This window comes from Streptomyces sp. NPDC111628 (assembly GCF_055635195.1).
This window is the reverse complement of record NZ_JBVKBZ010000002.1, coordinates 415,982-438,682: the sequence shown is the minus strand read 5'-3', so window position 1 is coordinate 438,682 and position 22,701 is coordinate 415,982. Positions and strand designations below refer to the sequence as shown.

Below are 22,701 nucleotides of genomic sequence, written 5' to 3'. Positions count from 1 at the left end.
TCGACACCCGCCGATCCGCGCCGACACGAAAGGCCCCGCGTGCCCAGCAAAAAGGCCCTCGTCCGCCGCCCCAGCCCCAGGCTCGCCGAAGGACTGGTGACACACGTCGAGCGGGAGAAGGTCGATCACGGCCTGGCCCTCGAACAGTGGGACGCCTACGTCGAGGCCCTCGGAGCGCACGGCTGGGAGACGCTGGAGGTGGACCCGGCCGACGACTGCCCGGACTCGGTCTTCGTCGAGGACGCCGTCGTCATGTTCCGCAACGTCGCGCTGATCACGCGGCCCGGCGCCGAGTCGCGGCGCGCGGAGACGGCCGGGGTCGAGGAGGCCGTGGCCCGGCTCGGCTGCTCGGTGAACTGGGTGTGGGAGCCGGGCACCCTGGACGGCGGCGACGTCCTGAAGATCGGCGACACGATCTACGTGGGCCGCGGCGGCCGGACCAACGCGGCCGGTGTCCAGCAGCTGCGGGCGGCGTTCGAGCCGCTGGGCGCCCGGGTCGTCGCCGTGCCCGTGAGCAAGGTGCTGCACCTGAAGTCGGCGGTCACCGCGCTGCCGGACGGGACGGTGATCGGGCACATCCCGCTGACGGACGTGCCCTCGCTGTTCCCCCGTTTCCTGCCGGTGCCGGAGGAGTCGGGGGCGCACGTGGTGCTGCTCGGCGGGAGCAGGCTGCTGATGGCGGCGAGCGCGCCGAAGACGGCGGAGCTGCTCGCCGACCTCGGTCACGAGCCGGTGCTCGTCGACATCGGGGAGTTCGAGAAGCTGGAGGGCTGTGTGACGTGCCTCTCGGTCAGGCTGCGGGAGCTGTACGACTGAGTACGGCGCGCAGGGCGGTCGCCCGGCCCCGGACCTGCGGGTCTCGGGGCCCTGTCGGGTACCGCCGGACGGTGGCTGATCAGCGACCTTTACAGTGCGTTTAACCTACGCTCTCGTAACCTACGGTTTCGTAGCCTACGATCCCGTAGGTTCCCGGCACCGCTCGCCGGCTGCTCCGCCCTGTCACACGTCCCTGGAGTTCTTCGTGACGATCGTCTCCCCGCACCTCGGCACTTCCGCCGACTGGACCGACGCCCGGCTGCTGTACGCGCTGGAGGAAGTGGTCGAGAAGGAGCTCAACCGGCATCTGAAGGTCGCCAAGGACTGGATGCCGCACGAGTACGTGCCGTGGACCGAGGCGCGGAACTTCCCGGGGATCTTCGAGGACGGCGAGGCCTGGGAGAAGAAGCAGTCCAAGGTCACCGACATCGGCCGGATCGCCCTCGTGGTGAACCTGCTGACGGAGGACAACCTCCCCAGCTACCACCACGAGATCGCCAGCCTCTTCGGCCGCGACGGCGCCTGGGGCACCTGGGTGCACCGCTGGACCGCCGAGGAGGGCCGGCACGGCATCGTGATGCGCGACTACCTGCTCGCCTCGCGCGCGGTCGACCCGGACCAGCTGGAGCAGTTCCGCATGGCCCACATGAGTGAGGGCTTCGAGTCGGACAACCGGCACTCGATGCTGCACTCGGTGGCGTACGTGGCCTTCCAGGAGCTGGCCACCCGCATCTCGCACCGCAACACGGGCCACCAGTCCGGCGACCCGGTCTGCGACCGCATGCTGGCCCGCATCGCGACCGACGAGAACCTGCACATGGTCTTCTACCGGAACCTGCTCAAGGCGGCCTTCGACCTGGCCCCGGATCTGACGATGCAGGCGGTCCGGGACGTGGTCGTCAACTTCCGGATGCCGGGTCACGGCATGCCCGGCTTCGAGCGGGCCGCCGCGCAGATGGCCATCGGCGAGGTCTACAACCTGCGCATCCACCACGACGACGTGATCCAGCCCGTGCTGCGCTTCCTGAAGATCATGGAGATCGACGGCCTCGGTCCCGAGGGGCAGCAGGCTCAGGAGGAACTCGGGCTGTACATGGGCGGTCTTGACGCCGAGGCCGCCAAGTTCGACGAGAAGCTGGCGGCGCGCAAGGCCCGGATGGCGGCCCGCGCGGCGGGCTGACCGCACCCCGGGCCCGGCCTCCCCGGCCCGGCCCCGCGGGCCGACCGGCGTCACTCGTGGGCCGTCGTCTCCTCCAGTGCCGCGTCGCGCACGTCGGGGACCGGGTGGCGGCGCAGGGTGCGCAGCAGTTCCCGCCACGGCGCGGGCCAGTCCTCGCGCTCGCCGAGCGCTCCGGTGACGGCGACGGCCACGAGCCCCTGGGGGTGTCCGCCGTCTTCGGCCAGCGCCCTGGCCTCGGCGAGCAGCACCGTGGCGTCGCCCGGCTGCTCCCGGCCCCTGAGGCGTTCGCCGATCGCGTCGGCGATCCGCGCCGCGAGCGCCGGCCGGTCGGTGCCGACCAGGGCGGCCACCCGGTCCAGGCGCGGCGGTACGGCGGTCAGGTCGACGTGACCGGCCGCGAGTTCGGCGGCCTGCGCCACGTGGGCGTCGTACCCGTGGAGCAGTTCGGCGGCGGCACGGGCGACCGGGCGGACCGCCGCGTCCGGGCGGAAGACACTCGCCCTAAGCCCGGCGACGAGGTACTCGACGCGCTGCCGGGCCGGCCGGTCCCGCCGCTCGCCCGCGTCGTCGTCCTCGCCGGCTTCCGCCCCGGCCAGCGCGCGCAGCGTCTCCAGCAGGCCGGACCGGCCCTGCGGAGCGCTCGACGCCGCGCCGATCAGTGCGTTCGCCGCCGCGTGCCAGGTCGCGCGGTTCGACAGGTCCGTGACGGCCCCGGCCAGTACCCGGGCGCCGTCGTCCGACCAGGGGATCCACCGGCCCAGGGCATGGAGGGCGAGGAGCGCGGTGGCGGGGTCGTCGTCGGTGGCGGCCACGTCGCGGACCAGGCGGGCGTACCGGCCGCGGTGCGCCTCGGGCAGGTCACGCGGCACCGTCCGCAGCAGGGCGGCCCGCAGCACCGGCGCACCGCCCGCGGCGTCGCGCAGCAGGTCCCAGACCTCCTCCCGGGCGAGTAGCCCGGCGGCGAAGGCGACACAGGCGGCGCGTACGTCGGGGTGGGTCCCCGGGCGGGCGCAGACCTCGGTGACCAGGGCCGCCGCGTCCGGCACGGGAAGGCGGACCGCGGCGAGCCGGACCGCTTCCTTGCGGCTGGTCACCTTGGCGTCCGGGGCCCTCAGCACGTCCCGCAGGGCGCCCGCGAGGCGGGACGGCGGCGCCTGCCGGGAGGCCTGGGTGACCGCGTACACGGCGACGCGGGCCCGGTCGCCGCCGGCGTGCGACAGCAGCTCGGGCAGCGCCTCGGCGGCCCGGTCGGTGCGGGCCAGGGCGGCGAGCGCGGCCTCGGCGAGGACGACGTCCGCCGATCCGGTCCAGCGGCGTACGAGGGCGGCGCCGCCGTCGGGCACGGTGGCCGCCCGCGTGACGGCGTTCGCGCGCGCGTGCAGCGGCAGTCCGGCGTCGGCGGCCAGGGCGGCGCAGCGCGCCAGCAGCGCGGCCTGCTGGCGCGGCACCCACCGGCTCACCTCGTGCGCGGTCACGGGCACGGACCAGGAGGTGCCCTTGGTCAGGAAGCGGCCGTAGGGCGGGCTCTCGGCGAGCAGCGGGTCGAGCAGGTCGGTGCGGCGTCTTGCGACCACCGCGCGCACCGGCTCCAGTGCGGCCGCCGAGGGTTCCCGGGCGAGGACGCGGGCCGCCCGTTCGTCGCGGGTGGCGGACGGTTCGAGCCACAGGCCGATCGCGGTGCGCGCGGTGGTGTCGTTGCCGTAGCGGACGGCCTGCCACAGCTGGTCCTGGAGTTCCGGCATGCCGCCGGCGCGCGGGCCCACGGCACGGGCGAGCGCGAAGGCGAGGCCGTAGTCGGCCTTCTCGGCGCCCGCCTCGATCCACGGGCGCAGCGCCTCGTACACCTGGTGCTCCTGGCCGCGCCGCAGGGTGCGGTCGAGGCGGCCGAGGTCGGCGCCGCCCGTGGTGCCGGATATCCGCACGAGGGTCCGCAGGGCCCAGTTCACCAGCGTGCGGGTGCCGCCCGCCGCATGCTCGCACAGCACGGCCAGGGCCAGTTCGCCGAGCGCCCGGCGGGTCTGGGGCGAGGAGTCGCGCGCCTCGACGGCGTCGGTGGCGAGGCGGGCCAGAGGCTCGGCGGCCTCCTCGGTGAACAGTGCGGCCGGGATGCCGCACGCCGCCCGCAGCGCGGCGCACCGCACCGGGTCCTGCTCGTTGCGCAGCCGCGCCATGTCCTCCAGTACGGCGGTGACGGCGGCCGGGTCGCCCGAGCGGGCGGCGTTGCGGATCAGCAGCGGCCAGGCCCGGGCGCGGTCGTCGGCGTCCGGGCGCCGGGTGGCCGCCAGCAGCCGGTCGTGCGCCTCGGCCACCGGGAGGAAGGACTCGGCGACGAAGACCGTGTGCTCGGCCGCACCGGCCTCCCGCGCGCGTGCGGCGGCCTCCCGGGCCTCGCGCGCGGCGTGGCGGCGCGGCAGCACCTCGAGGAGCGCCTCGTCGACGCCGACCGTGCCGCCGGTTCCCCGCCCCTGGCTCACGGCCGTCCACAGGGCGTGGCGCCGGGCGGGCGGGAGCGCCTTCAGCAGCCTCGGGAGGCCGCCGAGGGGCACCAGGGCCCGGGCGTAGGCGACGAGTTCGGGCGAGTCGGTGCGGGTCAGCCGGTACAGCACCGTGCGTCCGAGCCGGTGGACGCCGACGGCGGACGTCCAGGCGGGGGTGAGCAGCAGGCGCAGGACACGCCGCGGGTCGGCGCCGGCGAACGCGGGAAGATGGCCGCGCAGTTCGTACGGCAGGCCGCTCGGTCCCCGCTCCTCCAGCATCCGCAGCCACCGCGCGGGCTCGGCGGGTGCGAGGGTGGCCACCGCGGGCGCGTACCGGCGCCACCAGTCGTCGCGCAGGGCTTCGGGCTGGGCGACCAGCTCCGCCTCCAGTGCGGCGGACAGCGTCGCGCGGTGCCGCTTGGCGAACGGGGTCCAGGACCGGACGGCGTACAGCAGCCCGGGCAGCAGCAGGGCGACCTTCGGTGTGGTGCAGCCCGGCAGCAGACGGGTCGCCTCGGTGTCGCCCCAGTCGCGGCGCACCCCGTCCACCAGCCGGTCGGCGAGGGCGGTGCGTCCGCCGGCGGCGACGGCGCGCAGCAGGCTCCGGCGGACCGTCTCGGGGGCGTCGGCGAGACCCGCCTCGAAGGCGGCGTCGGGCACGCCCAGTGTGTCGGCCACCCGCAGGGCGTGGCCGCGCACGTACGGGTCGGGGTCGGCGATCCGGTCCGCGATCCACTCGGTGTCACGGGCGGCGGACGCGGCGACGACGGCGAGCCTGCGTCCGTACGCCCCGTGCCGTTCGAGCTCGGCGAGCAGCGACCGCGGGTCGGGCGACTCCCGGGTGCGTGCCACGAGTTCCCGCATGCGCCGCGGGTGGGCGAGCGGATCGAGGGCGTGCAGCAGGCTGTCCGCCTCGTGCTGTGCGGCGGTTCGGGACATGCCGGGATTCTGCCCGGCGCGACGGGTGCGGCACAGCGAATTACCGGGACCGCGCTCAGGGCATGGGGCGGCGCAGGGCCAGCCGTTCCTTCTCCGACAGGCCGCCCCAGACGCCGAAGCGCTCGTCGTTGCTCAGCGCGAACTCCAGGCAGGTCGAGCGGATCGGACACAGGGCGCAGATGCGCTTCGCGTCCCGTACGGAGCTGCCGGGCTCGGGGAAGAAGAAGTCTCCCCCGGTCTGCGCGCACAACGCCTCCTCCTGCCAGCTGAGGTCGGGCGCCGCGGTCGTCTCGATGTGCATGCGCAGCAGCCTGCCGGGAGACGAAAAACGTTCGATCAACGCGGCATCAACGCCGCGCGTCCGGCACCCCCAGCAGATCAGATGGTCCTCCGCCGCGCACGGCGGCGCACGGCGGCGCGCGGAAGCGGTCACCGGTGGTCGGTGGAAGACTCGTCAGTGCAGGCAACGGGACCCTTCCGAGGAGGGCGCATCATGCTCACGACCCGTTTCGTCACCGGCGCTCCGAACTGGCTCGACGTCGGCACCTCCGACCTCGACGGCGCCACGTCCTTCTACGGCGGCCTCTTCGGCTGGCGGTTCCGGTCGGCGGGGCCGGAGGCCGGGGGCTACGGCTTCTTCGAGCTGGACGGCCGGATCGTGGCCGGCGGCATGGGCACGACCGAGGAGCAGGGCCCGCCGTCGTGGACCGTGTACTTCCAGGTCCCGGACGCCCGTGCCGCCGCCCAGGCCTCCGGGCAGGCGCACGGCGGTGTCCTCGTGCAGCCGATGGACGTCATGGACCAGGGCACCATGGCGATCCTCGCCGACCGGGCCGGGGTCCCGTTCGGCATCTGGCAGCCGGGACAGCGCGCCGGCCTGGACGCGGCCGGCGAGACCGGCGCGCTGTGCTGGGTCGAGCTGCACACCGCGGACATCGCGGCGGCGGCCGCGTACTACCGTGCGGTGCTGGGCCTGGAGACCTCCGGCGTCTCCTTCCCCGGCGGCTCCTACACCTGCGTCAACCCGGCCGGAGAGGGCGAGGAGGCCATGTTCGGCGGTCTCGTCCCGCTCGCCGAGGATCCGGCGGACACCGACACGGACGCCGGATGGCTGCCGTACTTCGCGGTGGACGACGCGGACACCGCGGTCGCCCGGACCACGGAACTGGGCGGCACGGTGCGGATGCCCGCGACCGACATCGAGGGCGTCGGCCGCGTCGCCCGCCTCGCCGACCCGTACGGCGCCCGCTTCGCGGTACTCAGGTCGGCACCTCGCCAGGGGTAGCAGACGGGGCGCGTCCGGCCGCTCACGGTCACGTCGGGGTCCGGCACCCGGGCGCACTGGGGTCCGGCGCGAGACCGGTGTCCTGCCTCGCGGGGTGCGGGACCGGCTCAGGCCGTGGATCGGTGGACCAGGGTCGTCGGCAGGATGACGCCGGGCGGGGCGGCGGTCGGTGTGTGCGCGGCGTCGGAGTCGGTGACGTCGGCGTCGACGGCGGTTCCGCGGTCCAGGCCGCGCAGGAGCAGGCGGGCCATCAGCCGGCCCATGCCCTCGATGTCCTGGCGGACGGTGGTCAGCGGCGGGTCGGTCTGTTCGGCGACGGGCAGCATGTCGTCGAAGCCGACCACGGCCACGTCGTCCGGCACCCGCCGCCCGCGTTCGCGCAGCACCCGCAGGGCGCCCGCCGCGGTGAGGTCGTTGGCCGCGAACACGGCGTCCAGGCCGGGGCACCGGTCGAGCAGTTCCCGCATCGCCCGCTCCCCGCCGCCCGAGGTGAAGTCCCCCCGCGCGACCAGCCCCGGGTCGGCGCCGGCCCGGACGTCGTGGAAGCCCGCGAGCCGGTCGGCGGCCGAGGTCTGGTCGAGCGGGCCGGTGATGTGCGCGATGCGGGTGCGGCCGAGCCCGGCCAGGTGGTGGACGGCCGACCGGGCACCGCCGCGGTTGTCGCTGTCCACGTAGACCACGTCGTCCCGCCCGTCGTCCCAGTCGGGTCGCCCGCCGAACACGGTCGGCACCCCGGCGCTGCGGACCAGACCGGGCAGCGGATCGTGCAGGTGCAGGGAGAAGACCAGGGCGCCGTCGACGTGCCCGCCGGCCAGGTAGCGCCCGACCCGGGCGTGGTCCTCGCGGCCCTCGGTGAGCAGCAGCACGAGCTGGTTGTCGTGGACCGTCAGTTCCTTGCTGATGCCGCGCAGTTGCTGGGCGAAATAGGGGTCGGCGAACACCCGGGTCTCCGGTTCCGCGGCGACGACGGCGACGGCCTGGTGCCGCCGGGTCACCAGGGAGCGGGCGGCCTGGTTGGGCACGTAGCCGAGTTCCTCCACCGCGCGCCTGACCCGCTCGGCCAGCGCGTCCCGCACCCCGTGGGCGCCGTTGACCACGCGGGACACGGTGGCCCGCGAGACCCCGGCGCGCTCGGCCACGGCCTCGAGCGTGGGGCGCGGCGCGGTCTCGGTCACGTGCGGCTCCTCCTCGGCGGCTGCGGCTCAGGATAGCGGCAGGCCGCGGCCCGGGAGGGGGCCCTCAGGGGACCGAAAACGTTCTTGTGCGGGGGCCGGTGCGGTCGTCAGCATGGGCGTATGTACAGAAGAACGGTCCACGACAACTGACCGGCGGCGCCGGTGGCGGCGCCGGCCGACGTCGGCTCAGTGCTCGTGTTCGTGCGCGGGTGCCTCGCCCGTCGGCTCCCCGCTCTTCGCGGTCGCCCCGCCGTGCTCGTGCGGTTCGTACCCCGGGATCGTGCCGTCCGGCTTCTTCACCAGGAACAGCCCCACCATCCCCATGTCGGAGTGGCTCTGGACATGGCAGTGGTACATCCACGCCCCGGCGCCGACTCCCTCCCCCGCGATGATCTGGAAGCCGAACGAGTCGGCCGGTCCGGTGATCTTGTTGTCGATGACCCGGGACGGATCGTCGGGCCCGGTGAGCAGGCCGGTGCGGTTGTCCGCCCAGCGGTGACCGTGCATGTGGAAGGTGTGGTAGTACTCGCCGTGCGTGATCATGACGATCTCCACGCGGTCGCCCACGGTGGCCTCGAAGTCGGGACCGGTGTGCGGCTTGCGGTTGTTGATGGTCATGTCGTTGAAGACGATCGTGTGCGTGACGTCCGGCAGCACGTCGCCCTTGCGCCGCACGATCACGGGCCCGTACAGGCCGTTGCGGATGCCCCCGGTGCCGTGCTCGGTGCCGACCACGTGGTCGTGGTAGTGCCAGTAGCCCGCGCTGCCCGGCCGCCAGGTGCCGTCGTCGCGGCGACCCGGTTTGTGGGTGCGCCAGGTGTAGGTGCGGGTGCCGCCGGGCTCGACGTCGCTCTTGTTCATCGCGGTGCCGTCGCTGGAGATCTCGTAGTCCAGGCCGTGCACGTGCAGGCTGGCCCGCACGTCCATCGTGTTGGTGAACTCGATGTGCAGCGTGTCGCCCTCGTTGACCTCGATCAGCGGGCCGGGGATCGACGCCTTGCCCTTCTCGAAGCCGTAGCCCATCTGACCGTCCGCCAGCTTCTCGGCGTACATCTTGAGGTGTCTCACCTCGCCCCCGGCCGGTGCCGTCCTCGCGGTGATCCCCTTGGCCGCAGGGGCCGCGCCCGCGACCTCCGGAGCGATGGACAACGATGTCGCGGCAGCCGCGCCGCCCAGCAGTACCCGTCGGTTGAAGCCTCGCCTGTCCATGCCGAACTCCCCACGCCGATACGGAATGTGCGCAGACCCAGGACCTGATTGGCTGTGATGAGCCTGTGGGACCGTACCGGTTGCCGCCGTGTTTATCCACACTCAGGACAAAGTTCGTCCGATCCCGGTCATACCTATTGGCGTACCGCGCAAAGAGGTCTAGCTTCCTTGGCGCTGCTGCCGTGACCGAGGAGGTGCCCATGCCCTTAAGAGGGTTGAGCGCGAGAAGAAGAGGCTGGGCGGCGTGCGCCACCGCCGCTTTCGTCGCCGCGGGACTGCTGGCTGGCCCTGCCGCCAGCGCACGTCCGACGCCGGACCCATCCCTGACAACGATGTCGATCAAGTCGCCGCCGGGCGGCGCCAACGTACGGGTGCTGATCTTCTACGGTTCCGCCGCGGCCGGGGACGAGTCACCGGTCGTGAACGCCGGTATTTCGGCCATCGAGCGGATCGGTCTCTCCGGGCCTGCCAAGGAGCAGTTCAAGGTCGAGGCCACGGACAACGCCAACGTCTTCACCAACGAGAAGAAGCTCGGCCGCTTCAACGCGGTCGTGTTCCTGACCGGCGGCGGCGACGTCCTGACGCCCGCTCAGGAGGCGGGCCTGGAGGCGTACATGGAGGCCGGCGGCGGGTTCGTCGGCGTCCACGACGCGGCCCGCGCGGAGCCGTACTCGGACTGGTTCACCGGTCTGGTCGGTGCCCGTCCGGCCGCCGGCAGTCCGGCCAAGGTCCAGCGGGCCACGGTCGAGGTCGGTGACCGGCGGCATCCGGCCACCAAGGACCTGCCGCTGGAGTGGAAGCGCCCCGACGAGTGGCTGAACTGGCAGAAGAACCCGTCGGGCGAGGTGCACACCGTGGCCCGGGTGCGCGAGTCGACGTACGCGCCCGGGACGAGTGCCAACGGGGCCGACCACCCGGTCAGTTGGTGCCGTGACTACGACGGCGGCCGGTCGTTCTACACCGGCATGGGCGGCACGGTGTCGTCGTACGACGAGACCGACTTCCGCACCCATCTGCGCGGCGCCCTGATGTGGACGACCCGGCTGTCGCAGGCCGACTGCAAGGCGACCATCAACGCCAACTACAAGGCCGAGCGGCTCACCGACCCCAACCAGCCCGGCCAGAACGACCAGATCGGCGAACCGCACGGCCTGGTCACCGCTCCCGACGGCCGCATCTTCTACATCGGCCGCGGCGGCACGGACTCCTCGCACCCCGTGGTGACCGACTGGAACGACCCGAACGTCGGCAAGGGCACCGGCGAGATCCACGTCTGGGACCCGAAGACCGACAAGGTCACCCTCGCCGGCGCGCTGACCGTCTTCGGCAACAAGGGCGGCGGCGACGAGCTGACCAAGGTCGAGGAGGGCCTCCTCGGCATCGAGCTGGACCCGGGGTTCGAGGAGAACGGGTGGGTGTACCTGCACTACACCCCGCACTCCCAGATCAACCGGGACACGCACATGGCCGAGCGCCGCGTCTCCCGCTTCACCCTCGACCCGGCCACCAACAAGCTGGACCTGGGCAGCGAGAAGGTGCTGCTGAAGTGGCCGGTGCAGATCCACAGCTGCTGCCACGCGGGCGGCGGGATGGCCTGGGACTCCAAGGGGAACCTGTACATCGCCACCGGTGACAACAACTCCAGTGGTTTCAGCGACGGTTACTCCGGCAACAACCCGGAGCCCAACTTCAAGGGCGTGTCCTTCGCCGACGCGCGCCGCACCGCCGGCAACACCAACAACCTCAACGGCAAGATCCTGCGCATCCACCCGGAGCCGGACGGGACGTACACGCTCCCGGAGGGCAACCTCTTCACCGGCAAGGAGACAGCCGAGGGCGGCGGCAAGACGCGCGGCGAGATCTACGTGATGGGTGTGCGCAACCCGGCGCGCATCTCCGTCGACAAGAAGACCGACACCCTGTACGCGGGCTGGGTCGGCCCGGACGCCGGTGCTCCGTCGCCGACGTGGGGTCCGGCCAAGTACGACACGTTCGCCACCATCACCAAGGCGAGCAACCGCGGCTGGCCGTACTGCATGGGCAACAAGCAGCCGTACCGGGACCGGAACCTGCCGGACCCGTCGAAGCCGCTGGGCTGGTACGACTGCGACCACCCGAAGAACGAGTCGCCGAACAACGACGGCCTGGTCAACCTGCCGCCGGTGACCGGCAACAACATCTGGTACTCGCCGCAGGGCGGCGGCCCGGACTACCCGCGCGACGAGAACGGCATCCCGTCGTACAAGCAGGACGAGGCCACCTACCGGCTGCCCTGGCTCAAGGGTGGCGGCCAGGCCGCGATGAACGGCCCGCTCTACCGCTACGACGCCGACAGCACCAGTGACACCAAGTGGCCCGCGTACTGGGACGGCAAGTGGTTCGTCGGTGACTTCTACGACGCCGACCAGCCGCGCAACGCGGTGCTGATGGACCCGAAGACGCAGGGCGACGGCGGTCTGCCGGTGCACTCGGAGTCCCTGAAGAAGATCGTGCCCGTCGGCAACGACGGCATCAAGAACCTGATGGGCTGGAAGTTCGGCCCGGACGGCGCGCTGTACGTCCTGGACTACGGCCGCGGCTTCTTCACCTCGGACTCCAAGTCGGCCCTGTGGCGGGTCACCTACGAGGGCGGCGGCCCGACGCCGGCCGCCGGACAGCTGGCGAGGGGGACCGAGTGATACGCCAACGAAGAATGTGGGCCGCGCTGCTGGCCGGCCTGCTGATGGTGCTCGGACTGCAGGCGACGTCCGCCTCCGGGCAGCCCGCAAAGGCACCCGCCGCGGCCGCCGCCGACCAGGTGCTCACCTGGACGGCCGGTGACGACATCACCAAGTACACGTCGGCGCCGGAGACGGCGGTGGCCGGTCCGGCCACGATCGTCTTCGAGAACAGTGAGGCCACCGGCAACACCACCGGCATGCCGCACACGCTGACGTTCATGACCAGCGATCCCGCGTACAACCAGGACGTCCAGCTGAACATCCTGGCCAACCCGAACGACGCCGAGGGCGGCAAGCACACCGCCGAGGTCACCCTCACCCCCGGCAAGTACATGTACCACTGCACGATCCCGGGCCACGGCCAGATGACGGGCGTGCTCGTGGTCACCGAGGGCGGTGGCGGCGAGGACACCACGGCGCCCGCCACCTCGGCCGAGGTGGGCGGCACGCAGAACGCCGACGGCGCGTACGTCGGTTCCGCGACCGTGAGCATCGCCGCCACCGACGAGGGCGGCTCGGGCGTGGAGCGGATCGAGTACGCGCTCGGTGCCGACGGCGCCTGGCAGCCGTACACCACGCCGGTCGTCGTCGACCAGGTCGGTGAACACGTCGTGCGCTACCGGGCGTTCGACAAGGCGGGCAACGCGGCCGAGGAGAAGAGCGTCACCTTCGCGGTGGCCGCCCCCGACACCGACGACACGACCGCGCCGGAGACCTCGGCGACGGTCAGCGGTGAGAAGAACGCCGAGGGCGCCTACATCGACATGGCGACGGTGACCGTCACCGCCTCCGACACCGGTTCCGGCGTCAACACCATCGAGTACGCGGTCGGCGACGGCGCCTGGACGGCGTACACCGGGCCGGTCATGGTGCACGAGGTCGGCGAGCACACGGTGCGCTACCGGGCCACCGACAAGGCGGGCAACGTCGCCGCGGAGAAGAGCGTCGCCTTCACCGTGGCCGCCGCTCCCCCGCAGGACACCACCCCGCCGGTGACCGGCGCGACCGTGGACGGCACCAAGAACTCCGACGGCGCCTACGTCGGCAGTGCGAAGGTGACCGTGAACGCCGCGGACGAGGGCGGTTCCGGCGTCGCCGGTGTGGAGTACTCGCTGGACGCCGGGCCCTACCTGGCGTACACCGACCCGGTGGTCGTGGACCGCGTGGGCCGGCACACCGTGGCCTACCGGGCGAGCGACAAGGCGGGCAACACCTCCGAGCCGCTGACCGTGAGCTTCTCGGTGGTGGCCGGCGGAGTTCCGGCGCCGCCCTGCCCGGAGTACGACGAGCGCCTGACGGTGATCGTCGGCACGGTCGACTCGGGGGTGCCGAACCGGGTCACCAACAACCGGTGCCGGATCAACGAGATGATCGAGGACGAGAAGGAGTGGACGTCCCAGGCGCTGTTCCTCAAGCACGTCCGTGAGGTCATGGACGGCCTCCTGGACGAGGGCGTCGTCGACAAGCGGGAGTACCGGGCGATCAACAAGGCCGCCAAGCAGTCGAAGATCGGTCAGCCCGGCCAGACCGAGGGCTACCGCGCGATCCTCGACGGCAGCCAGGAGTCGTTCGCCAAGTGGGAGCAGGTGGGCGGCGGTTCGTTCGGGCTGAACCCGGACGGGTCGATCACGTCCAGCACCAGCACGCCCGGCATGGGCATGCTGTGGTTCCCCGAGCGCAAGTACGGCGACTTCTCGCTGAAGCTCCAGTGGCGTGACGACGCGGCGGGCACCACGAACACCAACGGCGGCGTCTTCGTGCGCTTCCCGCAGGTGCACGACCACCCGGAGGAGTCGCGTCCGGAGTGGGTCGCCATCAAGTACGGGCACGAGGTACAGGTGTTCGACAGCCCGACCGGCGACATGTACAAGACGGGTTCCCTCTACGGCTTCGACCGGGTCGGCCTGGCCGGCGCGGGCGTCACCGAGAAGGGCACCTGGAACGACTACGAGATCCGGGTGGTGGACCAGCACTACTCGGTCTACCGCAACGGTGTGCTGATCAACGAGTTCGACAACTTCGGCGGCCAGACCTTCTACCCCGAGCGCTCGGACGACCCGGGCACCGACGGGCGGCGGTTCGCCTCCGGCTACGTCGGACTCCAGGTGCACAGCACGTCGGACGTGGTCTCGTACCGCGACGTCCGGATCAAGGACCTCTAGGGGTCCGCGTCGTGGCTCAGTCCGGGCCGGGAGTCTTCTTCCTGGCCCGGCTGGGCTGGACCCGGCTCGGCTCGCCCGGCATCTTCGGATACTCGGGCGGGTAGGGCAGATCACCGAGCCCGTGGTCGTGCTCGTCCTTCGTCGCCAGCTCCAGCAGCGCGTCGAGGGAGTACCTCGTCTCGTCCATGCCCGCGTGCACGTCGCCGAGTTCGGCGAAGCGCGCGGGCATGGTCGTGATGTCGAAGTCCTGCGGGTGCGCCACCCCCACCTCGTCCCAGGTCAGCGGGGCGGAGACGGGCGCGTGCGGGCGGGGCCGCACGGAGTAGGCGGAGGCGATGGTGCGGTCGCGGGCGGTCTGGTTGTAGTCGATGAAGATGCGCTCGCCGCGCTCCTCCTTCCACCACTTGATGGTGACCTGCTCGGGCATCCGCCGTTCCAACTCACGGCCGACGGCGATCGCGGCGCGCCGCACCTGGGTGAAGGTCCAGCGCGGCTCGATCGGCACGAAGACATGGATGCCGCGCCCGCCGGAGGTCTTGGGCCAGCCGCGCAGCCCGCCGAACTCCTCCAGCACGGCCCGCAGTTCGTGGGCGGCGCGGGCGGCGTCGTCGTAATCCGTCCCGGGCTGCGGATCGAGGTCGATGCGCAGTTCGTCGGGGTGGTCGACGTCGTCCCGGCGCACCGGCCAGGGATGGAAGGTGAGGGTGCCGTACTGGACGGCCCACAGCACCGCCGCCTCCTCGGTGGGACACATCTCGTCGGCACTGCGTCCGCTGGGGAAGGTGATGTGCGCGGTCGGAATCCACTCGGGCATCCCCTTGGGCGCCCGCTTCTGGTAGAACCACTCGCCGGTGACGCCGTCCGGGTACCGCTGCAGGGTGGTGGGCCGGTCGCGCAGCGCACGCAGGACACCGGGGGCGACGGCCTGGTAGTACCGGGCCACGTCCAGCTTGGTGTACCCGCGCTCCGGGAAGAACACCTTCCCCGGACTGGACAGCCGCACGGCCCGCCCGCCCACCTCCAGCTCCACCGCTTCCGCCATGCGAGCCACGGTAGGCGCAGCACGGGAGCTTCGCACATCAGGCGACGGCGGGCGAGGGCGTACAGAATCGGAGTATGGAGCTCCCCGTCATGCCGCCCGTGAAGCCGATGCTTGCCAAGTCCGTGGCGAAGATTCCGCCGGGGATGCACTACGAGGCGAAGTGGGACGGGTTTCGGGCGATCGTGTACCGCGACGGGGACGAGGTGGAGCTGGGGAGCCGTACGGGCAAGCCGCTGACCAGGTATTTTCCGGAGCTGGTGGCGGCGGTGCGGGAGCGGTTGCCCGAGCGGTGCGTGGTGGACGGGGAGATCGTCATCGCGCGGGACGGGCACCTGGACTTCGACGCGCTGACCGAGCGGATCCATCCGGCGGACTCACGGGTGCGGACGCTGGCGGAGCGCACTCCGGCCTCGCTGGTGGCCTTCGACCTGCTGGCGCTGGACGACGCGTCCCTGCTCGACGTGGGGCTGGCCGACCGGCGGGCGCTGCTGGTGCGGGCGCTGTCCGCGGTGACGCCGCCCGTGCACGTGGCGCCGGCGACGGACGACATCGAGGTGGCCCGGCAGTGGTTCGAGCAGTACGAGGGGGCCGGTCTGGACGGGGTGGTCGCCAAGCCGCTCGATCTGCGCTACCGGCAGGACGAGCGGGCCATGTACAAGATCAAGCACGAGCGGACGGCGGACGTGGTCGTTGCCGGGTACCGCTTCCACAAGAGCGGGCCGGTGGTCGGCTCGCTGCTGCTCGGCCTGTACGACGACCGGGGGGTGCTCCAGCACGTGGGGGTGTGCGCCGCCTTCACGATGAAGCGCCGGGCCGAGCTGGTGGAGGAGCTGGAGCCGCTGCGCATGGACGACGCCCGGGGGCATCCGTGGGCCGCGTGGGCCGAGGAGGCGGCGCACGAGTCGGCGCGGCTGCCCGGCGCGCCCAGCCGGTGGTCCGGCAAGAAGGACCTGTCCTGGGTGCCGCTGCGTCCCGAGCGGGTCGTCGAGGTGGCGTACGACCACATGGAGAACGGGGCACGCTTCAGGCACACGGCCCGCTTCCGCCGCCGGCGCCCGGACCGGACCCCCGAGAGCTGCACCTACGCGCAGCTGGAGGAGCCGGTCCGGTACGACCTGGCGGAGATCCTCGGCGGGCCCTGACGCGCCGCCCCCGGGCTCCTACGGCTTCATCAGCACCTTGACCGCGCCGTCCTGCTTCTTCTGGAACATCTCGTAGGCGTGCGGCGCGTCCGCCAGCGGCACCCGGTGGGTGGCGAAGCCGTCGACGCCGAGGGGGTCCTGGTCGGTCAGGTACGGCACGATCTCGTCGCTCCAGCGGCGTACGTTGGCCTGGCCCATCCGCAGCTGGACCTGCTTGTCGAACAGCGTGAGCATCGGCATCGGGTCGGCCATGCCGCCGTACACGCCGGACAGCGAGAGGGTGCCGCCGCGGCGCACCAGGTCGATCGCGGTGTACAGGGCGGCGAGCCGGTCGACGCTGAACCGCTCCGCCAGGGGCCCGCCGATCGCCCGGGGCATCACCGCGGCGGTCTGCTGCACCAGCTTGGCCACGGCGCCGCCGTGCGCCTCGGTGCCGACCGCGTCGATCACGGCGTCGGGGCCGCGGCCGTCCGTCCGGTCCTGGATCGCGGCGACGAGTTCCTTCTCGTTGTCGAAGGACCGCAGGTCGAACGTCTCCACGCCCCGTGCGCGGGCCCGCTCCAGCCGCTCGGGCACGAGGTCCACGCCGAACACCTTGTCGACCCCCTTGAGCCGGGCGATCCGGCAGGCCATGTCGCCGATCGGGCCGAGGCCGAGCACGGCGACGCTGCCGCCCTGCGGAACGGACGCGTACTCGACCGCCTGCCAGGCGGTGGGCAGCACGTCGGAGAGGTAGACGAAGCGGTCGTCGGCCGGGCCCTCGGGCACCTTGATCGGCCCGTACTGGGCCTGGGGCACGCGCAGGTATTCGGCCTGGCCGCCGGGCACCGCGCCGTAGAGGCGGGTGTAGCCGAACAGCGGGGCGCCCATGCCCTCGCCGTGGACCTGGGTGGTCTCGCACTGGGTCGGCAGCCCGGTGTCGCACATGTAGCAGTGTCCGCACGCGATCTGGAACGGGACCACGACCCGGTCGCCGGGCTTCAGGTCGGTCACCTCGGGACCGACCTCCTCCACGATGCCCATCGGCTCGTGGCCGAGGATGTCGCCCGGTGTCATGAACGGTGTAAGCACTTCGTAGAGGTGCAGGTCGGAGCCGCACAGCCCGGAGGAGGTGACGCGGATGACCGCGTCGGTCGGCTCCTCGATCCTCGGGTCCGGCACGTCCTCGACCCGGACGTCCCGCTTGCCCTGCCATGTCACTGCCTTCATCGCCCCGCGCTCCCTCCGTCGCCGTGTCCGTCGGTTCTGCGTGGCGGCCGGGTACCCCGGGCCTCCCGTCACCGAACCCGGCGGTCTTTTCGGCCGAACAGCGGATTATCTGCCCCGTTCCGTGTGCCGTATCGGATTCAGTCAGGTATGGCACTAAATGCTTTAAGAAGCGCACAATCAATGACACGGGATGGGTGGACGGATGGCCGGGATGCGACAAGGGAAGCGCAGGGGACGGTACGCCGCCCTGCTGACGGCGGCGGTGGCCGTCTCGCTGGCCGCAGCGGGCTGCACGGCGGGGCCGGGCGCGAAGGAGGACGGGCGGGCGCCGGAGCCGGAGCGCTCGCACAGCGCCGCCCCGGCTTCCGGACCGGTGCTCGCCGTGAAGGTCGACAACGTGCGTGCGGCCCGTCCGCAGACCGGCCTGGAGGCCGCGGACGTCGTCTACGCCGAGCCGGTGGAGGCGGGACTGAGCCGGCTGATGGCGATCTACGCCACCGAGCTGCCCGAGTCGGTGGGGCCGGTGCGCAGCGCCCGCGAGTCCGACCTGGAGCTGCTCGGCCAGTTCGACCGGCCGGTGCTGGCGTTCTCCGGTGCGCAGAGCAAGCTGCTGCCGCTCATCGACCGGGCCCCGCTGCGTGCGGAGCCGCCCGGCGAGGACTCCGACGCCTACGTCCGCGCCGAGGACCGGCAGGCCCCGCACAACCTCTACCTGCGGCCGGGCAGGCTGCTCCAGGAGCCTTCGGGGGCCGGGGCCCTCACCACCGGGTTCACCTACGGCAAGGCTCCCGCGGGCGGCCGGGCGGAGTCCTCGCACACGGTGCGCTACCCCTCGGCGAGCTTCGCCTTCACCTGGTCCGACAGCCGGGACCGGTGGCTGGTCTCCATGGACGGCAGCCCGGCCCGCACGGCCGACGGCGGGCGGCTGGCACCGGCCACGGTCGTCGTGCAGCACGTGAAGGTACGCGAGTCGGACTTCCGCGACTTCCGCGGCAGCAACTCGCCCTACGTCGAGTCGGTGGGCTCGGGGGAGGCGGAGGTTCTGCGCGACGGGCGCGCGTACGACGCGACCTGGAAGCGCGGGGCCGCCGCGGACGGCACGACCTTCACCACCGAGGACGGCAAGCCGCTGAACTTCGCCGAGGGCCAGGTGTGGGTGGTCTTCGCCGGGCACTCCTGAGCGGGGCACTCCTGAGCCGAGCGCTCCTGATCCGCGCGCTCCTGCGCCGGGCGCTCCTGACGGGGGAAGTCCCCGGTCAGCCCGGTGCCACCGTCGGCTCGGCCGGGTTGCGGAGCCCCTCCGCGGCATCCGCGACCCGGCGGATCAGGTCGAAGAACACCGCCTGCTCGTCGGCGGCGAGCGGGGCCAGGAACACCTGGTTCATCCGGGCGATGCGCACGCCCAGCCTGCGGTGGACGCGCAGTCCCTCGTCGGTGAGCCGGAGCAGGGCCCGGCGGCCGTCCTGCGGGTCGCGGACCTTGTCGAGCAGCCCGCGGCGGCCGAGCCGGCTGACCACCTCCGCGATGGTGGACCGGTCCAGGCCCACCCGCTCCCCCACGGTGCGCTGGTCGAGCCCCGGCTCGGCGACGAGGGCGTTGAGGACGGCGTACTGCGGCGAGGTGGTCTCCTCGGAGACCATCGTGTTCCACAGCAGGTAGTGCGCCTGCTGCAGCCGCCGGGCCAGGTGGCCGGGGTGGGTGGTCAGATCGACCGCTGCCATGTGCGCTCCCCGTGGTCACTTTCGTAGGTGCACTGACGATACACGGCATCGAGTACCGACACCCGGGACCGCCTCATACGATCTACCTCGCACTTTACGGGTCTTGACGCCTCGGCCGTCGGGTGGCAGCGTGTGAGCAACCTCGCCGAAATACTCAGTGCCCTGACTATCTGCTCCCGGGGCACGCGGCAGAGACACGCGGAAGAGATGGGGCTCCTCGGATGGACAAGGTGGTGGCCACGGCCGGTGAGGCGGTGGCCGACGTGCCCGACGGCGCGTCGCTCGCGGTGGGCGGCTTCGGGCTGAGCGGTGTGCCGAACGTGCTGATCCAGGCGCTGTACGAGCGCGGGACCGGCGGGCTGTCGGTGGTCTCCAACAACTGCGGGGCGATGGAGTCCGGGCTGGCCGTCCTGCTGGCCGCCGGGCGCATCGCCCGGGTGACCGGGTCCTACATCGGCGCGAACAAGGAGTTCGCGCGCCAGTACCTCGGCGGGGAACTGGAGGTGGAGATGATCCCCCAGGGCACCCTCGCCGAGCGGCTGCGGGCCGGCGGCGCGGGGATCCCCGCCTTCTACACGCCCGCCGGGGTCGGCACCCAGGTCGCCGACGGCGGGCTGCCCTGGCGGTACGACGGGTCGGGCGGGGTCGCGCTGGCCTCGCCGCCGAAGGAGGTCCGAGAGTTCGACGGGACGGAGTACGTGCTGGAGCGCGGCATCCGCACGGACTTCGCGCTGGTCCGCGCGGCCAAGGGCGACCGGCACGGCAACCTGGTCTTCGCCAAGTCCTCCCGGAACTTCAACCCGCTGGCCGCGATGGCCGGCCGGATGACGATCGCCGAGGTGGAGGAGCTGGTCGAGCCCGGCGCGATCGACCCGGACGCGGTGCACCTGCCGGGGATCTTCGTCCAGCGGGTGGTGGCACTCACCCCGGAGCAGGCCACCGACAAGAAGATAGAGAAGCGGACGGTGAGTTCCTGATGGCCTGGACGCGTGAGCAGATGGCCGCGCGGGCCGCGCGGGAGCTGGCGGACGGCCAGTACGTCAACCTCGGCATCGGCCTGCCCACCCTGATCCCGAACTACCTCCCCGAGGGCGTCGAGGTCACCCTGGAGTCGGAGAACGGCATCCTGGGCACCGGCCGGTACCCCACCGAGGCCGAGGTGGACCCCGACCTGATCAACGCGGGCAAGGAGACGGTCACGGTACGGCCGGGCGCCGCCTTCTTCGACTCGGCCCTGTCCTTCGGCATGATCCGGGGCGGGCACATCGACGTCGCGGTGCTCGGCGCGATGCAGGTCTCCGCCTCCGGCGACCTCGCGAACTGGGCGATCCCGGGGAAGATGATCACCGGGATCGGCGGTGCGATGGACCTCGTCCACGGCGCCCGCACGGTCATCGTGGTCATGACGCACACCGCCAAGGACGGCTCCCCCAAGATCCTCGATGAGTGCGCACTGCCGCTCACCGGCAAGGCGTGCGTGAACCGCGTCATCACCGACCTCGGCGTCCTCGACGTCACCGACGACGGTCTGGTCCTGGTGGAGACCGCGCCGGGCGTGGACGTCGACGAGGTCGTCGCCAAGACCGATGCCAAGCTCGTCGTCGCGAAGAGCGCGGAGGGACTGAAGTGAGGGACGTCTACATCGTCGACGCGGTGCGCACCCCGTTCGGCAAGTACAACGGAGGCCTGGCCGGCGTACGCCCGGACGACCTGGCCGCGCACGCGATCCGTGAACTCCTCGGCCGGACCCCCGGCCTGGACCCGTCCCGGATCGACGACGTGTACTTCGGCAACGCCAACGGCGCCGGTGAGGAGAACCGCAACGTCGCCCGCATGGCCGCCCTGCTGGCCGGCCTGCCCACCACCGTCCCCGGCGTCACGGTGAACCGGCTGTGCGCGTCCGGCCTCGAAGCGGTGATCCAGGCCGCCCGTGCCATCGCGGTCGGCGACGCGTCGGTCGCGCTCGCGGGCGGCGTGGAGTCGATGACCCGGGCGCCGTACGTGCTGCCCAAGCCGGACCGGCCCTTCCCGGCCGGGCACACCGAGATGTACTCGACCACCCTGGGCTGGCGCATGGTCAACCCGGCGATGGACCCGCAGTGGACGATCCCGCTCGGCGAGTCGGCGGAGCTGATCGCGGACAAGCACGGGATCACCCGCGAGCAGCAGGACGCATACGCCCTCGCCTCCCACCACAAGGCCGCCCGGGCCCAGGCCGACGGTCTGTTCGACGCCGAGCTGGCGCCCGTCCCCGTACCGCGCCGCAAGGGCGATCCGGTGGACTTCGCCGCCGACGAGTGCGTACGCCCGGACGCGTCCCTGGAGGCGATGGCCAAACTCAAGCCGTCCTTCAGGAAGACCGACGGCACGGTGACCGCCGGGAACGCCTCCCCGCTCAACGACGGTGCCGCCGCGCTGCTCCTGGTCGACGAGGAGGGCCTGCGGGCCACCGGACGCGAGCCGCTCGCCCGGGTCTCGGCCACCGGGGTCTCGGCGACCGACCCGCAGTACTTCGGTCTCGCCCCCGTCGAGGCCGTGAACCGCGCGCTTGCCAAGGCCGGCCGGACCTTCGCCGACCTGGACGTGCTCGAACTCAACGAGGCCTTCGCCGCCCAGGTGCTGGGCTGCGTCGCCGAGTGGCCCGAGTTCGACCCCGCGATCCTCAACCCGCGGGGCGGTGCCATCGCCCTCGGCCACCCGCTCGGCGCCTCCGGCGCCCGCCTGGCCGGCACCGTCGCCCACCAGCTCGCCCGCAAGGGGAGCGGCACCGGCATCGCCACCCTCTGCATCGGTGTCGGCCAGGGCCTCGCCCTGGTCCTCGACCGCTAGCCACCCCAGGGACTCCCCCATGACTCTCACCCAGCACGACATCGACGCGGAGATCGCGGCCGAGCACGCCGCCTACGAGAAGCGGGTCGCCGACGGCGGCCCCGTCGAGCACCACCCGCGCCGCGACTACGCCCCGTACCGCTCCTCGGTGCTGCGCCACCCGAAGCAGCCGCCGATCGCCATCGACGTCACCAAGGACCCGGAGCTGGTGGAGCTGGCCTCGCCCGCCTTCGGGGAGCGGGACATCACCGACATCGACAACGACCTGACCCGGCAGCACACCGGGGAGCCGGTCGGCGAGCGCATCACCGTCTCCGGCCGCCTCCTGGACCGCGACGGGAAACCGGTCCGCGGGCAGCTCGTGGAGATCTGGCAGGCCAACTCGGCCGGGCGGTACGCGCACCGGCGCGAGCAGCACGACGCGCCGCTGGACCCGAACTTCACCGGCGTGGGCCGCACCCTCTCCGACGACGACGGCCGCTACCGCTTCACCACCGTCCAGCCCGGCCCCTACCCGTGGCGCAACCATGTCAACGCCTGGCGCCCGGCGCACATCCACTTCTCCGTCTTCGGCTCGGCGTTCACCCAGCGCCTGGTCACGCAGATGTACTTCCCGAACGACCCGCTGTTCCCGTACGACCCGATCCTGCAGTCGGTGACGGACGACGCCTCGCGGCAGCGGCTGATCGCGACCTACGACCACAGCCTGTCCGTGCCGGAGTTCTCGCTCGGCTACCACTGGGACATCGTGCTCGACGGCCCGAACGCCACCTGGATCGAAGAAGGACGCTGACC

Annotated in this window: 18 protein-coding genes; 11 read left to right on the top strand and 7 right to left on the bottom strand. The window is 72.3% G+C overall.

Going from position 1 to position 22,701, the window contains the following annotated elements:
- Positions 1-39 precede the first annotated feature (39 nt).
- Both ddaH and ACZ7MF_RS09770 read left to right on the top strand, forming a co-directional pair.
- Complete coding sequence (gene ddaH, locus ACZ7MF_RS09775; RefSeq protein ID WP_471475606.1) at positions 40-816, top strand: dimethylargininase; 777 nt, start codon at positions 40-42, stop codon at positions 814-816.
- Positions 817-1,021: 205 nt separating this feature from the next.
- The gene (locus ACZ7MF_RS09770; RefSeq protein WP_471475605.1) at positions 1,022-1,996 is read left to right on the top strand and encodes an acyl-ACP desaturase; all 975 of its coding nucleotides are present in this window, start codon (positions 1,022-1,024) and stop codon (positions 1,994-1,996) included.
- Between the two features lie 50 nt (positions 1,997-2,046).
- On the opposite strand, the gene ACZ7MF_RS09765 is transcribed toward ACZ7MF_RS09770, so the two are convergent.
- Both ACZ7MF_RS09765 and ACZ7MF_RS09760 read right to left on the bottom strand, forming a co-directional pair.
- Positions 2,047-5,412, bottom strand: coding sequence for a hypothetical protein (locus tag ACZ7MF_RS09765; RefSeq protein WP_471475604.1), 3,366 nt, complete (start codon positions 5,410-5,412; stop codon positions 2,047-2,049).
- A gap of 55 nt (positions 5,413-5,467) precedes the next feature.
- On the bottom strand, positions 5,468-5,713 hold the full coding sequence (locus ACZ7MF_RS09760) for a WhiB family transcriptional regulator (protein ID WP_471475603.1): 246 nt from the start codon (positions 5,711-5,713) through the stop codon (positions 5,468-5,470).
- A gap of 192 nt (positions 5,714-5,905) precedes the next feature.
- Here ACZ7MF_RS09760 and ACZ7MF_RS09755 point away from each other — a divergent pair, with 192 nt between their 5' ends.
- Entirely contained in the window at positions 5,906-6,697 is a 792-nt protein-coding gene (locus ACZ7MF_RS09755; RefSeq protein WP_471475602.1) for a VOC family protein, read from the top strand.
- A 107-nt stretch (positions 6,698-6,804) separates the two neighbouring features.
- On the opposite strand, the gene ACZ7MF_RS09750 is transcribed toward ACZ7MF_RS09755, so the two are convergent.
- A complete protein-coding gene (locus ACZ7MF_RS09750; RefSeq protein ID WP_471475600.1) occupies positions 6,805-7,872 on the bottom strand; it encodes a LacI family DNA-binding transcriptional regulator in 1,068 nt (355 codons plus the stop codon).
- Between the two features lie 186 nt (positions 7,873-8,058).
- Positions 8,059-9,081 carry a multicopper oxidase domain-containing protein gene (locus tag ACZ7MF_RS09745; RefSeq protein ID WP_471475599.1) on the bottom strand — a complete coding sequence of 341 codons (1,023 nt, stop codon included), beginning with the start codon at positions 9,079-9,081 and terminating at the stop codon, positions 8,059-8,061.
- A 200-nt stretch (positions 9,082-9,281) separates the two neighbouring features.
- Between ACZ7MF_RS09745 and ACZ7MF_RS09740 the strand changes: the two genes are divergently transcribed.
- Entirely contained in the window at positions 9,282-11,759 is a 2,478-nt protein-coding gene (locus ACZ7MF_RS09740; protein WP_471475597.1) for a ThuA domain-containing protein, read from the top strand.
- A gap of 14 nt (positions 11,760-11,773) precedes the next feature.
- Positions 11,774-13,963: an OmpL47-type beta-barrel domain-containing protein gene (locus ACZ7MF_RS09735; protein ID WP_471477207.1), complete on the top strand. Its 2,190-nt coding sequence runs from the start codon at positions 11,774-11,776 to the stop codon at positions 13,961-13,963.
- A 16-nt stretch (positions 13,964-13,979) separates the two neighbouring features.
- Here the strand turns inward: ACZ7MF_RS09735 and ligD are convergent, their stop codons facing one another.
- Positions 13,980-15,005, bottom strand: coding sequence for a non-homologous end-joining DNA ligase (gene ligD, locus ACZ7MF_RS09730; RefSeq protein WP_471475596.1), 1,026 nt, complete (start codon positions 15,003-15,005; stop codon positions 13,980-13,982).
- Positions 15,006-15,079: 74 nt separating this feature from the next.
- Here ligD and ACZ7MF_RS09725 point away from each other — a divergent pair, with 74 nt between their 5' ends.
- On the top strand, positions 15,080-16,147 hold the full coding sequence (locus ACZ7MF_RS09725) for an ATP-dependent DNA ligase (protein ID WP_471475595.1): 1,068 nt from the start codon (positions 15,080-15,082) through the stop codon (positions 16,145-16,147).
- 18 nt (positions 16,148-16,165) lie between these two features.
- Here ACZ7MF_RS09725 and ACZ7MF_RS09720 read toward each other — a convergent pair whose 3' ends face one another.
- Positions 16,166-17,356 carry a zinc-dependent alcohol dehydrogenase gene (locus ACZ7MF_RS09720; RefSeq protein ID WP_471475594.1) on the bottom strand — a complete coding sequence of 397 codons (1,191 nt, stop codon included), beginning with the start codon at positions 17,354-17,356 and terminating at the stop codon, positions 16,166-16,168.
- A 211-nt stretch (positions 17,357-17,567) separates the two neighbouring features.
- Between ACZ7MF_RS09720 and ACZ7MF_RS09715 the strand changes: the two genes are divergently transcribed.
- The gene (locus ACZ7MF_RS09715) at positions 17,568-18,536 is read left to right on the top strand and encodes a DUF3048 domain-containing protein (RefSeq protein WP_471475592.1); all 969 of its coding nucleotides are present in this window, start codon (positions 17,568-17,570) and stop codon (positions 18,534-18,536) included.
- Positions 18,537-18,612: 76 nt separating this feature from the next.
- On the opposite strand, the gene ACZ7MF_RS09710 is transcribed toward ACZ7MF_RS09715, so the two are convergent.
- A complete protein-coding gene (locus ACZ7MF_RS09710) occupies positions 18,613-19,077 on the bottom strand; it encodes a MarR family winged helix-turn-helix transcriptional regulator (protein ID WP_471475591.1) in 465 nt (154 codons plus the stop codon).
- 221 nt (positions 19,078-19,298) lie between these two features.
- On the opposite strand from ACZ7MF_RS09710, the gene ACZ7MF_RS09705 reads away from it, so the two are divergent.
- From ACZ7MF_RS09705 to pcaH, 4 genes are read left to right on the top strand one after another with little or no spacing between them, the layout of a single operon-like run.
- The gene (locus tag ACZ7MF_RS09705) at positions 19,299-20,054 is read left to right on the top strand and encodes a CoA transferase subunit A (RefSeq protein WP_471475589.1); all 756 of its coding nucleotides are present in this window, start codon (positions 19,299-19,301) and stop codon (positions 20,052-20,054) included.
- Entirely contained in the window at positions 20,054-20,707 is a 654-nt protein-coding gene (locus ACZ7MF_RS09700) for a CoA transferase subunit B (protein WP_471475588.1), read from the top strand. The genes ACZ7MF_RS09705 and ACZ7MF_RS09700 overlap by 1 nt, the downstream gene beginning before the upstream one ends.
- Positions 20,704-21,906 carry a thiolase family protein gene (locus ACZ7MF_RS09695; RefSeq protein ID WP_471475586.1) on the top strand — a complete coding sequence of 401 codons (1,203 nt, stop codon included), beginning with the start codon at positions 20,704-20,706 and terminating at the stop codon, positions 21,904-21,906. The genes ACZ7MF_RS09700 and ACZ7MF_RS09695 overlap by 4 nt, the downstream gene beginning before the upstream one ends.
- A gap of 19 nt (positions 21,907-21,925) precedes the next feature.
- Entirely contained in the window at positions 21,926-22,699 is a 774-nt protein-coding gene (pcaH, locus tag ACZ7MF_RS09690) for a protocatechuate 3,4-dioxygenase subunit beta (RefSeq protein ID WP_471475585.1), read from the top strand.
- Positions 22,700-22,701: the final 2 nt, after the last annotated feature.

What these genes read in the sequence shown, in the direction of transcription:
- ACZ7MF_RS09715 (WP_471475592.1), top strand. Translation starts at nt 17,568, where the DNA reads ATGCGACAAGGGAAGCGCAGGGGACGGTACGCCGCCCTGCTGACGGCG.
- ACZ7MF_RS09740 (WP_471475597.1), top strand. Translation starts at nt 9,282, where the DNA reads ATGCCCTTAAGAGGGTTGAGCGCGAGAAGAAGAGGCTGGGCGGCGTGC.
- ACZ7MF_RS09705 (WP_471475589.1), top strand. Translation starts at nt 19,299, where the DNA reads ATGGACAAGGTGGTGGCCACGGCCGGTGAGGCGGTGGCCGACGTGCCC.
- ACZ7MF_RS09765 (WP_471475604.1), bottom strand. Translation starts at nt 5,412, where the DNA reads ATGTCCCGAACCGCCGCACAGCACGAGGCGGACAGCCTGCTGCACGCC.
- ACZ7MF_RS09745 (WP_471475599.1), bottom strand. Translation starts at nt 9,081, where the DNA reads ATGGACAGGCGAGGCTTCAACCGACGGGTACTGCTGGGCGGCGCGGCT.
- ACZ7MF_RS09725 (WP_471475595.1), top strand. Translation starts at nt 15,080, where the DNA reads ATGGAGCTCCCCGTCATGCCGCCCGTGAAGCCGATGCTTGCCAAGTCC.
- ACZ7MF_RS09720 (WP_471475594.1), bottom strand. Translation starts at nt 17,356, where the DNA reads ATGAAGGCAGTGACATGGCAGGGCAAGCGGGACGTCCGGGTCGAGGAC.
- ACZ7MF_RS09710 (WP_471475591.1), bottom strand. Translation starts at nt 19,077, where the DNA reads ATGGCAGCGGTCGATCTGACCACCCACCCCGGCCACCTGGCCCGGCGG.
- ACZ7MF_RS09755 (WP_471475602.1), top strand. Translation starts at nt 5,906, where the DNA reads ATGCTCACGACCCGTTTCGTCACCGGCGCTCCGAACTGGCTCGACGTC.
- ACZ7MF_RS09735 (WP_471477207.1), top strand. Translation starts at nt 11,774, where the DNA reads ATGTGGGCCGCGCTGCTGGCCGGCCTGCTGATGGTGCTCGGACTGCAG.
- ACZ7MF_RS09700 (WP_471475588.1), top strand. Translation starts at nt 20,054, where the DNA reads ATGGCCTGGACGCGTGAGCAGATGGCCGCGCGGGCCGCGCGGGAGCTG.
- ligD (WP_471475596.1), bottom strand. Translation starts at nt 15,005, where the DNA reads ATGGCGGAAGCGGTGGAGCTGGAGGTGGGCGGGCGGGCCGTGCGGCTG.
- ACZ7MF_RS09760 (WP_471475603.1), bottom strand. Translation starts at nt 5,713, where the DNA reads ATGCACATCGAGACGACCGCGGCGCCCGACCTCAGCTGGCAGGAGGAG.
- pcaH (WP_471475585.1), top strand. Translation starts at nt 21,926, where the DNA reads ATGACTCTCACCCAGCACGACATCGACGCGGAGATCGCGGCCGAGCAC.